The organism is Streptomyces sp. NPDC002889 (genome assembly GCF_042888425.1).
In the GTDB taxonomy this organism is placed as follows: Bacteria; Actinomycetota; Actinomycetes; order Streptomycetales; family Streptomycetaceae; genus Streptomyces.
Genome location: NZ_JBIAPT010000007.1, coordinates 292123 through 304654 on the forward strand (window position 1 = coordinate 292123; position 12532 = coordinate 304654).

9 protein-coding genes are annotated in these 12532 nt (G+C 70.7%); 7 read left to right on the top strand and 2 right to left on the bottom strand.

What is annotated here, in order from left to right; genetic code table 11:
• Window positions 1-133: 133 nt before the first annotated feature.
• The 4 genes from ACFYWI_RS13240 (at window position 134) to ACFYWI_RS13255 (ending at window position 3816) form a co-directional block, all read left to right on the top strand.
• Complete coding sequence (locus ACFYWI_RS13240; protein WP_389229924.1) at window positions 134-1687, top strand: flavin-containing monooxygenase; 1554 nt, start codon at window positions 134-136, stop codon at window positions 1685-1687.
• Entirely contained in the window at window positions 1684-2601 is a 918-nt protein-coding gene (locus ACFYWI_RS13245; RefSeq protein WP_389229927.1) for an alpha/beta fold hydrolase, read from the top strand. Before ACFYWI_RS13240 ends, ACFYWI_RS13245 begins: the two co-directional genes overlap by 4 nt.
• A complete protein-coding gene (locus ACFYWI_RS13250) occupies window positions 2598-3479 on the top strand; it encodes an SDR family oxidoreductase (RefSeq protein ID WP_389229930.1) in 882 nt (293 codons plus the stop codon). The genes ACFYWI_RS13245 and ACFYWI_RS13250 overlap by 4 nt, the downstream gene beginning before the upstream one ends.
• 97 nt (window positions 3480-3576) lie before the next feature.
• Window positions 3577-3816, top strand: coding sequence for a hypothetical protein (locus ACFYWI_RS13255; RefSeq protein ID WP_389229933.1), 240 nt, complete (start codon window positions 3577-3579; stop codon window positions 3814-3816).
• 517 nt (window positions 3817-4333) lie between these two features.
• On the opposite strand, the gene ACFYWI_RS13260 is transcribed toward ACFYWI_RS13255, so the two are convergent.
• Window positions 4334-7681, bottom strand: a complete 3348-nt coding sequence (locus ACFYWI_RS13260; protein ID WP_389229936.1) for a S41 family peptidase — start codon at window positions 7679-7681, stop codon at window positions 4334-4336.
• Window positions 7682-7905: 224 nt separating this feature from the next.
• On the opposite strand from ACFYWI_RS13260, the gene ACFYWI_RS13265 reads away from it, so the two are divergent.
• A complete protein-coding gene (locus ACFYWI_RS13265; protein ID WP_389229939.1) occupies window positions 7906-8493 on the top strand; it encodes a TetR/AcrR family transcriptional regulator in 588 nt (195 codons plus the stop codon).
• A 124-nt stretch (window positions 8494-8617) separates the two neighbouring features.
• Window positions 8618-10783: an MMPL family transporter gene (locus ACFYWI_RS13270; RefSeq protein WP_389229942.1), complete on the top strand. Its 2166-nt coding sequence runs from the start codon at window positions 8618-8620 to the stop codon at window positions 10781-10783.
• A 143-nt stretch (window positions 10784-10926) separates the two neighbouring features.
• Here the strand turns inward: ACFYWI_RS13270 and ACFYWI_RS13275 are convergent, their stop codons facing one another.
• Window positions 10927-11274: an SsgA family sporulation/cell division regulator gene (locus ACFYWI_RS13275; protein ID WP_389229945.1), complete on the bottom strand. Its 348-nt coding sequence runs from the start codon at window positions 11272-11274 to the stop codon at window positions 10927-10929.
• Window positions 11275-11434: 160 nt separating this feature from the next.
• Here ACFYWI_RS13275 and ACFYWI_RS13280 point away from each other — a divergent pair, with 160 nt between their 5' ends.
• Window positions 11435-12532, top strand: a complete 1098-nt coding sequence (locus ACFYWI_RS13280; protein WP_389229948.1) for an energy-coupling factor ABC transporter permease — start codon at window positions 11435-11437, stop codon at window positions 12530-12532.

Sequence of the window (12532 nt, forward strand, 5' to 3'; positions counted from 1 at the left end):
TTGTACCGCCGGTAACTTGTCGGGCCCTACCCCTACCCCTGGGTATGCGGCTGCTCTACTCTCCCAACCATGCCAGTGATTGCTGGCAGCGTTTGTTGGGTTCGGTCCGGGACGTTCAGCAGGAGGCGGCGGGATGAGCGAGCAGCAGCACGAACACGTAAGGGTGGCGGTGATCGGATCCGGATTCGGCGGCCTCGGGGCCGCGGTCCGACTGCGCCGCGAAGGTATCACCGACTTCGTCGTCCTGGAGCGCGCGGACTCGGTGGGCGGCACCTGGCGCGACAACAGCTACCCGGGCTGCGCCTGCGACGTGCCCTCGCACCTCTACTCCTTCTCCTTCGCCCCCAACCCCGACTGGCCCCGCACCTTCTCCGGGCAGGAGCACATCCGCGCCTACCTGGAACACGTCACCGACACCTTCGGGCTCCGCCCCCACCTGCGCCTGAACCACGAGGTGCTGATGATGCGCTGGGACACCGAGGCGCTGCGCTGGGAGATCGAGACCTCGCAGGGCGCGCTCACCGCGGATGTCGTCGTCTCCGCGACCGGGCCGCTGTCCGACCCGAAGATCCCCGAGATCCCGGGGCTGGCCGACTTCCCCGGGAAGGTCTTCCACTCGGCGCAGTGGGACCACGACTACGACCTGACGGGCAAGCGCGTCGCGGTGATCGGGACCGGCGCGTCCGCGATCCAGATCGTGCCCGCGATCCAGCCGAAGGTCGCCGGTCTGACGCTCTTCCAGCGCACCCCGCCGTGGGTGATGCCGCGCATCGACCGCGAGATCACCGGCGCCGAGCGCTGGCTGCACCGGCAGCTGCCGTTCACCGCGGCCGCCCGGCGCGGACTGCTGTGGGGCATCCGGGAGCTTCAGGTGCAGGCCTTCACCAAGCGGCCGAACGAACTCGGCCTCGTCGAGCGGCTCGCCAAGGCCAACATCGCCAAATCCGTCAAGGACCCGGAGCTGCGGGCCAAGCTCACGCCCTCGTACCGCATCGGCTGCAAGCGCATCCTGCTGTCCAGCACCTACTACCCGGCGCTCACCCGGCCGAATGTGGAGGTGGTGGCCTCGGGACTGAGCGAGGTGCGCGGCTCGACGCTGGTCGCCGCCGAGGGCACCTCCCGGGGCGCCGGCTCCGGGGGAGGGACCGAGACCGACGTGGACGCGATCATCTTCGGTACGGGGTTCCGTGTGACGGACATGCCGATCGCCGAGCGGGTCGTCGGCGCCGACGGGATCACCCTCGCCGAGGCATGGAAGGACGGCATGCAGTCGCTGCGCGGCGCGACCGCGGCGGGCTTCCCCAACTGGATGACGATCATCGGCCCGAACACCGGGCTCGGCAACTCCTCGATGATCCTGATGATCGAGTCCCAGCTGAACTATCTGGCCGACTACATGCGGCAGTTGACCGTGCTGGGCGAAGGGACCGTGCTCGCCGCGCGGCCGTCCGCCGTGCACGCGTGGAACCGGAAGGTCCAGGAACGGATGCGGCGGACCGTGTGGAGCACGGGTGGCTGCACCAGCTGGTACCTCGACGCAGCCGGCCGCAACACCACGCTCTGGCCGGGCACGACGGGCGAGTTCCGCAGTGCGACACGGCGGGTGGATCTCTCGGAGTACGAGGTCGTCCGCGCGCCCAAGCCGATGGCCGGGCGCACCCGGCAGAGCGCGGAGGCCGTGCGATGAGCCGTCTCCTCAAGCGCACCGACGCCCCGCCCGTTGCCCGTCGGGAACTGACCGCGGTCTCCGCCGACGGGTCGCGCATCCATGTCGAGGAACACGGTCCCGAGGACGCCCCCACCGTCGTGCTCTCCCACGGCTGGACCTGCTCCACGCACTTCTGGGCCGCGCAGACACGGGATCTGGCCGCCGACCACCGGGTGATCGTCTACGACCAGCGGGGCCACGGCCGTTCGCCGGCCGCCGCTCCCGGCGGATGGACCACCGACGCGCTCGCCGACGACCTCGAGGCCGTCCTCGGGGCCGTACTGGCACCGGGCGTCAAGGCCGTGCTCGCCGGGCACTCCATGGGCGGCATGACGATGCTGGCCGCGTCCGGGCGGGTCCGCTTCCAGGAGCACGCCGCCGCGGTCCTGCTGTGCAGCACGGGCAGCGCGCGCCTGGTCGACGAGTCGCTGCTGCTGCCGCTGCGGCCAGGGCGGTTGCGCACCAGACTCACCCATCTCGTTCTCGGCGCGCGAGCGCCGCTCGGACCGGTCACCGCGCTGTCCCGGCGCATCCTCAAGTACGGGACGATGGGCCCCGGTTCATCGCCGAAGACGGTCGCCGAGTGCGCCCGTATCGTGCACGCCTGTCCGCGGGCGTCCCGGGTGGCATGGGCGCAGGTGCTCGGTGGACTCGATCTCGACGCGGGCGTACGGGGCCTGAACGTGCCCGCGCTCGTGATCGGCGGTACGGCCGACCGGCTCACCCCGATGGTCCACGCCCGCCGCCTGGCCGCGACACTGCCCGCGTGCGTCGGACTCGTGGAGCTCGCCGGCATGGGGCACATGACACCGGTGGAGGCTCCGGAGGCCGTCACCGCGAAGATCCGAGAGCTGGCCGGTACGTACCTGAACGCGAAGGAGGAGGCCGTATGAGCAGGAAGAGCCTGGACGGGCAGGTCGCGGTCGTCACGGGAGCCGCGCGCGGCGTCGGCGAACTGCTGGCCCGCAAACTGTCGGCGCGCGGCGCGAAGGTGGCGCTGGTCGGCCTCGAACCGGACGAGTTGAAGAAGGTCTCGGAGCGGCTGCACGCCGACAGCGAGCACTGGTACGCCGATGTCACCGACCACGAGGCGATGGCGCGGGTGGCGCAGGAGGTCAAGGAACGCTTCGGCAAGGTCGACATCGTCGTCGCCAACGCCGGTGTGGCGTCCGGGGGTCCGTTCGTGGACTCCGATCCGGCGTCCTGGCGGCGGGTGATCGAGGTCAACCTGATCGGAAGTGCCGTGACAGGGCGGGCCTTTCTGCCGGTGCTGATGGAAAGCCGGGGCTACTTCCTGCAGATCGCGTCGCTCGCGGCGATCACGCCGGCACCGATGATGACGGCGTACTGCGCGTCCAAGTCGGGCGTCGAGGCATTCGCGCACGCCCTGCGGGCGGAGGTCGGCTACCGGGGCGTACGGGTCGGGGTCGGCTATCTGTCCTGGACGGACACGGACATGGTGCGCGGCGCGGACCAGGACGAGGTGATGCGGGAGCTGCGGCAGCGGCTGCCGTGGCCGGCGAACCGGACGTATCCGCTGGGGCCCGCGGTGGACCGGATCGTGGCCGGGATCGAACGGCGCTCCTCGCATGTGTACGCGCAGTGGTGGCTGCGCGGGATGCAGTCGGTGCGCGGCCTTCTGCCGGGGCTCGTCGGGACGGTCGGCCAGCGGGAGATGCGGCGCTTCGAACCGCGGCTGGGCGGGGTCGCGAAGGGGCTCGTCGGGGCCGGCGGAGCGGCCGACGAGTCGGCTCGTACGGAGCGTAACTGATCGAAATGCGCGCTGTGTCCGTGCATGCAAGGCTGGTCGCAGCCCAGGGGGCGTACGTGACCCCCGACCCCTTCACACCCTTCTAGGAGTGACTTCCATGGGCATCCAGGACCAGTTCAAGGACAAGGCGCAGGAGCTCGCGGACCAGGCGAAGCAGGCGGCGCGCGGTGCCAAGCCGAAGCAGCCGCCGCAGCGTCAGCGACCGCAGCCCGGCCGGGAAGAGGCCGCCCGGCGCGCCCCGCGGACCGGCGGCCCGCAGTCCAGGGAGCAGCGGCGCGGCCGGACCCAGGACGGCATGCAGGACGAGGCGAGGTTCAACCAGGACCGCGAGGCCTGACGAAGCGTACGCAGGACACGGTTGACGAGGCGCACCCGTATCGCGGGTGCGCCTCTTCTCGGTGCGAGGTGTCTCCCCATATGCCCGTCCTTTTCGGGGAGTTGGAGATACCGAGGTACTCCCCGTGCCCCCGGCGGGCGCGGCGGGTTCGCGACGCGAGCACGTCCCACGACTCGGGTTCGCCGGAGCCGGGTCGTCCCGTGCGGCCTGCTGTGGAGCAGGTCTGTCGCCGTGGGCCGAGGTAGGGATGACGGGCGGCCCGCTGTTCTGTCCCGTCGGCGGGTGGCTTCTTCGGCCTCGTGGGCCTGGCAGGACAAGGGAGTTGGCCGGGCGACCGGCAAGCGTGCGCGCGCCTTTTCCGGCCGGCCGGGTCAGCGGTCACACCCGGGCAGGGAGTTGGGGCCAGCAGCGGAAGTCGGGCCCCTCGGGCCGGCCGCCACCCGGCCCACCTGGGCAGGGAATGCCCTGCGCGGCAGGGAAGCCGGACGGCGCGGGCGTCACGGCCGACGGCCCGGTGTCATGGCCTCGGGGGCAGTGGGGGGCGGTGGAGGTCGGGGACTTCCGTGTAGTCCGGGGGGACGGCCGGGGGCGAGGACTTGAGCATGTCCAGGGCCAGTTGGATCGCGTCGTCCAGCTGGGCGTGGCGGCCTTCCGCCCAGTCCAGCGGGGTGCGCAGCGCGTCCAGGTCCGGTTCGACGCCGTGGTTCTCGATCGACCAGCCGTACTCCTCGAACCAGGCCGCGTTCATCGGGACCGTGATGACCGTGCCGTCGCCCAGACGGTGGCGGCCCGTCATGCCGACCACGCCGCCCCAGGTGCGACTGCCCACCACCGGGCCCAGCTTCAGCATTTTGAACGCCGCCGTGATCATGTCGCCGTCCGACGACGTCGCCTCGTCCGCGATCGCGACCACCGGGCCGCGCGGCGCGTTCGACGCGTACGACACCGGCTGGGCGTTGCGCGTGAGATCCCAGCCCAGGATGTTGCGGCTCAGTTTCTCGACGACCAGTTCGCTGATGTGGCCGCCCGCGTTGCCGCGGACGTCCACGATCAGTGCAGGCCGCGACACTTCCAGGCGCAGATCGCGGTTGAACTGGGCCCAGCCCGAGCCGCCCATGTCCGGGATGTGGAGGTACCCGCACTGGCCGCCGCTCAACTCCCGTACGACCGCACGGCGTTTGGCCACCCAGTCCTGGTACCGCAGCGGTCGTTCGTCGACCAGCGGCACGATCGCCACCCGGCGCGCCGGTCCGTCCTCGTCGTCGGCCGGGCGGAAGGTCAGCTCGACCGTCGTACCGCCCGCCGCGGACAGCATCGGGTAAGGGCCGGTCACCGGGTCCACCGGGCGCCCGTCGACATGGGTGAGGACCGCGCCCTCGCGGATGCCCGTACCGGCGAGCGGTGAGCGTGCCTTGGAGTCGGACGAGTCGCCCGGCAGGATCCGCCTGAGCACCCACTTGCCGTCCCGGCACACCAGGTTCGCGCCGAGCAGACCCATCGCCCGCTGGTAGTGCGGCGGCCCCTCGTTGCGCCGGGCCGGGGTGACGTACGCGTGGGAGGTGCCCAGTTCGCCGAGCACTTCACGCATCAGATCGGCGAACTCGTCCGGCGACGCGACCCGTTCGGTCAGCGGTCGGTACTGCTCCAGCACCCCGTCCCAGTCGATCCCGCACATGTTCGGTTCCCAGAAGTACGCGCGGGTGATGCGGCCCGCCTCGCCGTACGCCTGGCGCCACTCGGAGGCCGGGTCCACCTCGTGCAGGATGCGGCGCAGGTCCAGATAGACCGTCGAGTCGCTGTCGCCCATCTCGGTGGCCGGCACCGCCCGCATGTCTCCTTCGTCCATGACGACCAGCCGGGTGCCGTCGCCGCTGACCCCGAACCAGTCCAGGTGCCCGACCAGTTCGGTCTTGCGGGCCTTGGAGATGTCGAAGTGCTCGAGGGTGGGCCGGCCCGAGGTGTCGGCCGGGTTGACGAACGTCTCGCCGAGCGCGCCGGAGATCGGCCAGCGCAGCCAGACCAGCCCGCCGCCGGCGACCGGATGGAGCGCCGAGTACTTGGACGCGGTGACCGGGAACGGTGTCACCCGGCTCTCCAGGCCCTCGATCTCGACCATCACCGAGCTGTCCGGGCTCTCCTCCAGCGGATCGAGCCCGCCGGCCGCCGGCCGTCCCTCGGGCGACAGCGCGAAGGGAGAGGGCGTGGCGGACGACAGCGGCACGAGATAGGGCCGGCAGCCCAGCGGGAAGGACAGGTCGCCGGTGTGTACGTCGTACACGGGGTCGAACCCGCGCCACGACAGGAACGCCAGATAGCGCCCGTCGCGTGTGAAGACCGGATTCTCGTCCTCGAACCGGCCGTTGGTGAGGTCGACGATCGTACGGTCGGCGATCCGGGCCAGCTTGATCAGGCGCAGTGAGCGGCCGACGCCCGGATGGGACCAGGTCAGCCAGCCGCCGTCGGGAGAGAAGGCCAGGTCCCGCACCGGCCCGTTGTCGGAGCTGATCAGTTCGGTGATTCCCCCGGAGCCTTCGGCCTGGGTGGGGGTCCCCCCGGCGGAGCCAGGGGGAGTACCCACGCTCCCGGTGGACTCCTCGGAGACGTCGAGCAGCAGCAGCCGCCCGTCGTGCGAGGCGATCGCGAGCCTCTCCCCGCTCGGGTCGGAGACCATCTCCTGGACCCGGCCGAGCTGCTCCCCGTCGAGCAGCCGTGGCTCCTTGTCGCCGCTGGCCCTCGGGAGGTAGGCGATCTCGACCGCGTCCTCGCCCTGCGCGTCCGTGACATAGGCGACCCGCCCGCTGCTGCCGAGCATCACCGGCAGCCGTACCCGTACGCCCGGGGTGTCCGCGATGGTGCGTGCGGGCCCGTCGCGGTGGGTGAGCCAGTACAGGCTGCCGCGCACATTGACGGCGCTGGCCCGCCCGGTCTCGTCGACCGCGACCGCGCCGACGTGGCTGGCGGCCGGCACCTGGTAGGTACGGCGGCCGGCACGCGGGCCGCCGAGCCGTACCTGAAGCTTGCGCGGCTGCGCATCGGGACTCAGGTCGTCGACGATCCACAGGTCGCCCGCGCACTGGTACACGATCCTGCGACCGTCGCTCGAGGCGTGCCGGGCGTAGAAGGCGTCATGGTCGGTGTGGCGCGTCAGCCCTGTCCCGTCGGGCAGGCACGAGTACAGATTGCCGACGCCCTCGTGGTCGGAGAGGAACGCGATCCGGCCCCCGTCGTCGGGTGACCAGTGCTCGGTGCCCGTGCCGCGGATGAACATGGGGCTGTCCAGATGGCCTTCCAGGTCCGCCAGCAGCCGTTCGCCGTGCAGCCACAGCCGGCCCGTCGCCCCGCCGCGGTAGCGCTTCCAGGCGGCCGGTTCGTGGGGCGGCTTGCCGGTGAGGAGGAGGGTGCGTCCCTCGCCTCCGGCAAGATCGGTGACGGCGATGTCGGACACCGGGCCCCAGGGCAGCTTTGCGCCGGGCGCGCCGGTGGTCGGGACGCTGTAGGCCCAGGAGAAGTACGAGAACGGCTGGCCGTGCGAGGAGACGGCGAGGATGTGGCCGTCGGGCGTCCAGCCGCACACCCGGGTGTCGGTCGATCCCCAGTAGCTGAGCCGGCGAGCGGGTCCTCCGTCGACGGGCGCGAGATGGATCTCCGGGTCGAGGCTGCGCCAGGTCGTGTACGCGATGTGGCTGCCGTCGGGGGAGAAGCGCGGATGGCCGACTCTGGTGCGGTCGACGGTGATCCGCCAGGCGCGGCCGGGCGGATCACCCTCCGGCACCAGGGGCGCGATCCACAGGTCGTCCTCGGCCGTGAAGCACAGCAAGTCGTCGTGCAGGTGCGGGAAGCGGAGATACGCGACGTCGTCACTCACCCCCCAATGCTTTCGGTGCCGAGGGTGCGCGGCAACTTGTGGGACGGGTGAGTCCGGAGAAAGGCCCCGCCCTCGGTGTTCGTGGCGCCCCGGCCGTATCCGTGGCCGTGTCCGTGTCCGTGACCGAGGCCACAAGCGAAACGATTTCGTTTCGCTCGCGGGATGGGCTACCTTCGAGGTGTACGAAACCGTTTCGTTCGGATGAGGCCGGGAAGGAGGCCGTCATGACCCGCAGCCGGCTCACCCCCGAGCGCGAGGCCGAACTGTACGACGCCGTGCTCGACCTGCTGCGCGAGGTCGGCTACGACGCCCTGACCATGGACGCCGTCGCCGCCCGGACCCGCTCCAGCAAGGCCACCCTCTACCGCCAGTGGGGGAGCAAGCCTGAGCTGGTCGCCATGTCCCTGAGGCACAGCAAGCCGGTGGACATCTCCAGGATCGACACCGGCAGCCTGCGCGGCGACTTCCACGAGATGGTGGCGCTCTCCGACAACTGCCAGATGGAGCGGGACACCGCGTTGATGCGGGGTCTCACCCGGGCGGTCCACGAGAACGACGACCTGCTGCAGGCGCTGCGCGAGCTCTTCATCGAACCCGAGATCACCGGGCTCGACGCGATGCTGCAGCGGGCGATCGACCGCGGCGAACTCGCCCCGGACAACCCCGCACTGAAGTTCCTCTCGCACATGCTGGTCGGTGCTTTCGTCGCGCACCCACTGATCCAGGACGAGCCCATGACCCAGTGCTTCCTGCGCGACTACCTGGATGCCGTTGTGCTCCCCGCACTGGGTCTCCCCGCCCGCGGCCTCTGATTCACCTCTCCCCGTACCACCGAGCACCACCGACAAAGTCCCACCTGACGCGCACCGCTCACGTCGTCGGGCTGGTCATTCCTGCCCTCTGTTGTCCCAACGACCTGACCGGGAGCCCGTACTCATGGCTACGTTCCTGTACAAACTCGGGCGGTCCGCTTTCAAGCGGCGCCGACTCGTCGCCCTGATATGGGTGGCACTGCTGGTACTCGCCGGTATCGGCGCGGGTTCCGCGTCCACCGCCACCTCCTCCTCCTTCTCGATGCCGGGTACGGAGGCCCAGAAGGCCTTCGACCTGCTGGACGAGCGCTTCCCCGGCGGCAGCGCCGACGGCGCGACCGCCCGTGTGGTCTTCAAGGCCCCCGACGACGGGAAGATGACCGACGCCGCCCACCGGGCCGAGGTGGACAAGGCGGTCGCGGAGCTGAAGTCCGGCTCCGACCAGGTGGCGTCCGTCACCGACCCGTACGTGGCCAAGGCCGTCTCCCAGGACGGCGCGACCGCTTATGTCTCGGTCTCGTACAAGGTCAGCGGAATGGAGCTGACCGAGGCGACGCGTGAGGCGCTGGAGGAGACCGGCACCCAGGCGCGCGACGCCGGGCTGACCGTGGAGATCGGCGGCGATGCGCTGCAGGCCGCACCCGAGACCGGGGCGGGCGAGATCGTCGGCGTGGTCATCGCCGGCATCGTGCTGGTGATCACGTTCGGTTCGCTGGTGGCCGCCGGGCTGCCGCTGCTCACCGCGATCATCGGCGTCGGCATCGGGATCTCCACGATCACCGCGCTGGCCAACGTCCTCGACCTGGGCTCCACCACCGCCACGCTGGCCACGATGATCGGCCTCGCGGTCGGCATCGACTACGCGCTGTTCATCGTCTCCCGCTACCGCGCCGAGCTGGCCGAGGGCCGGGAGCACGAGGAAGCGGCCGGCCGGGCCGTCGGCACCGCGGGCTCCGCGGTCGTCTTCGCCGGACTGACCGTGGTCATCGCCCTGGTGGGTCTCGCCGTCGTCAACATCCCGATGCTCACCAAGATGGGCTTCGCCGCGGCCGGCACGGTCGTGATCGCGGTCCTGATCGCCCTCACCCTGATACCCGCACTGCTCGGCTTCGCCGGCAAGCGGGTGCTGGGCCGCAAAGTGCGCAAGGGCAGGGAGATCAGCGACAAGCCGAACGCGGGCACCCGCTGGGCGCGCTTCGTACTGCGCCGCCCGGTTGCCGTCCTGCTCGCCGGTGTGGTGGGTCTCGGCGCGATCGCGATTCCGGCCGCGTCGCTCGAGATGGGCCTGCCCGACGACGGCGCGCAGCCGACGAGCACCACCCAGCGCAAGGCCTACGACCTGCTCTCCGACGGCTTCGGCCCCGGTTCCAACGGCCCGCTCCTGGTGGTCGTCGACGGTGGCAAGGGCGAGGCGGACCGTGCGGTCAAGGTGATCCAGGGCCTCGACGGCGCCGTGGCCGTCACCCCGGCGACCCTCAACAAGGCCGGCGACACCGCGATGATCACCGTCATTCCGAAGGACCGGCCCTCCTCGGCGGCCACCGAGGAGCTCGTCCACTCGATCCGGGACACCACGGGTGACAACGTCCTGGTCACCGGCGCGACCGCGATGAACATCGACTTCTCACAGCGGATGAACGACGCGCTGCTGCCCTATCTCGCGCTTGTCGTGGGTCTGGCGTTCCTGCTGCTGATGGTGGTCTTCCGCTCGGTCCTGGTGCCACTCAAGGCGGCCCTCGGCTTCCTGCTGTCCGTCGTGGCGGCGCTGGGCGCGGTCGTGGCCGTCTTCCAGTGGGGCTGGCTCGGTTCGCTCTTCGGCGTGGAGCAGACCGGCCCGATCATGTCGATGATGCCGATCTTCATGGTGGGTGTGGTCTTCGGCCTCGCCATGGACTACGAGGTCTTCCTGGTCACCCGGATGCGAGAGGCGTACGTCCACGGCCAGCGGCCCGGCGAGGCGATCGTCACCGGCTTCCAGCACGGCGCCCGGGTGGTCACGGCTGCGGCCGTCATCATGATCGCGGTGTTCTCCGGCTTCATCGGCTCCAGCGAGCAGATGATCAAGATGATCGGCTTCGGTCTAGCGATCGCGGTCTTCTTCGACGCCTTCGTGGTCCGTATGGCGATCGTGCCGGCGGTGCTGGCCCTGCTGAGCCACAAGGCCTGGTGGCTGCCGCGCTGGCTGGACAAGGCGCTGCCCAACGTGGACGTGGAGGGCGAGAAGCTGCACAAGGAGCTCGAAGCGTCTCCCGCCGACCCGGGCGACGAGCGCGACCTGGTGCGCGTCTGAACCCCCTTGAGACCGCCGGGGGTATCCGGCCGGCGCGGTGGGCCGCGCCGGCCGGGCCGGTGTCCGCACCGGCCGAGCGGGCTCCCGGCAAGGCGACGGCACCGTGGGGACGGGAGCCGTCGCCGAGGTGGTGGCCGTATCCGTCAGCTGGTTGTGGCGGGTGCGGCCGCCGCGTATGTGTGGCGCAGGAAGCGCATCAGCGTCTTCGCGTCGAACTGGACCACGGCGACGCCGTCGGAGGTGTGGAACTCCACCACTGCCTGGACCCGGCCGCACGGCCAGACGCTGATGTCGCCGCGGCTCGCGGGTGCCTTCAGGCCGGTCTCCAGCAGCTCGCGGGGGAAGGTCCACTCCCGGCCGCTGGGAAAGGCGAAACTCACCGCCTGCGGATCCGCCGCGGGGTCGTAGGTCAGGGAGACAGGGACAGATCGATACTGAGGAGCATCGGTGACAATCCGGCCTCGGGCGTAATCTTCGACGGCGGCGGGCATCGGGAGCTCCTCACACTCGTCTGCTTTGTCATCTAATGTCGCATATTTCCGAGGTTCCAGCTTCGGCTGGGATCGATCAAGAGTCATGCGCTCTTGCAAGTCGTTTGCATCTGGGTTCTATGATTGGACAGTTCTTCATCTGTCCGGAGCGGAGCCCTCCATGCATGTCCCCGACGGTTTCATCAATACGCCCGTCTCGGTGGTCACCGGAGTCGTCGCCGCCGGCGCCGTCGCGGTCAGCCTCCGCGGCGCTCGCCGCGAGCTGGGCGGATCCTCGGTCGCACTGGCCGGGGCCGAGCGCACCGCGCCGCTCGCCGGCCTGGTCGCCGCCTTCATCTTTGCTGTACAGATGCTCAACTTCCCGGTCGGAGCGGGTACCAGCGGGCATCTGCTGGGCGGCGCGCTCGCGGCCATCCTGGTCGGGCCCTGCACCGGTGTGCTCTGCATAGCCGTCGTGCTGCTGATGCAGGGCATCCTCTTCGCGGACGGCGGTCTCACCGCGCTCGGCGTGAACATCACCGTCATGGGTGTGGTCACCGTCGTCGTGGCGTACGGCCTCTTCCGCGGCCTGGTCACGATCCTGCCGCGCACCCGCCGCTCGGTCACCGGCGCCTCGTTCGTCGCCGCGCTGGTGTCCGTGCCCGCGGCGGCCGCGGCCTTCACCCTCCTCTATGCCCTCGGCGGGGTCACCGATGTGCCGATCGCCTCGGTCTTCACCGCGATGGTCGGCGTCCACACGCTCATCGGCATCGGCGAGGCCGGGATCACGATGCTGACGGTGGGTGCCGTCATCGCCGTACGACCCGACCTCGTCCACGGGGCCCGAGGCATGGCGGCCCCTCTCAAGCTGCTCGTCGACGGCGAGCTGGTCGACGCACAGCCCGCACAGCCCGCACAGCCCGCCCCGGCTCCTGCCCCGGCCCGGTCCCCGCGCCGGGTCTGGCTGGCAGGCCTGGCCGCCGCCCTGGTCCTGGCGGGCTTCGGCTCCTTCTACGCCTCCGCCAGCCCCGACGGGCTGGAGAAGGTCGCCGCCGACAAGGGCATCGACAAGTCGGTCGAGGAACACGCGGCCGCGAACTCACCGCTCGCGGACTACGGCGTCGAGAGCATCTCGGACGCCCGGCTCTCCGGCGGCCTCGCCGGTGTGATCGGCGTCGGCGCCACCGTCGTCGTGGGCAGCGGGGTCTTCTGGGTGGCGCGGCGCCGCAGGAGCAGCGGCGAGAACGCCGCTCCCACCCCCGTACAGAACTCCGTCTGA

Excerpts from the sequence above, each read along its gene's own strand:
- ACFYWI_RS13245 (WP_389229927.1), top strand. The coding sequence starts at position 1,684 with ATGAGCCGTCTCCTCAAGCGCACCGACGCCCCGCCCGTTGCCCGTCGG.
- ACFYWI_RS13250 (WP_389229930.1), top strand. The coding sequence starts at position 2,598 with ATGAGCAGGAAGAGCCTGGACGGGCAGGTCGCGGTCGTCACGGGAGCC.
- ACFYWI_RS13275 (WP_389229945.1), bottom strand. The coding sequence starts at position 11,274 with ATGCCCGCCGCCGTCGAAGATTACGCCCGAGGCCGGATTGTCACCGAT.
- ACFYWI_RS13280 (WP_389229948.1), top strand. The coding sequence starts at position 11,435 with ATGCATGTCCCCGACGGTTTCATCAATACGCCCGTCTCGGTGGTCACC.
- ACFYWI_RS13240 (WP_389229924.1), top strand. The coding sequence starts at position 134 with ATGAGCGAGCAGCAGCACGAACACGTAAGGGTGGCGGTGATCGGATCC.
- ACFYWI_RS13270 (WP_389229942.1), top strand. The coding sequence starts at position 8,618 with ATGGCTACGTTCCTGTACAAACTCGGGCGGTCCGCTTTCAAGCGGCGC.
- ACFYWI_RS13265 (WP_389229939.1), top strand. The coding sequence starts at position 7,906 with ATGACCCGCAGCCGGCTCACCCCCGAGCGCGAGGCCGAACTGTACGAC.
- ACFYWI_RS13255 (WP_389229933.1), top strand. The coding sequence starts at position 3,577 with ATGGGCATCCAGGACCAGTTCAAGGACAAGGCGCAGGAGCTCGCGGAC.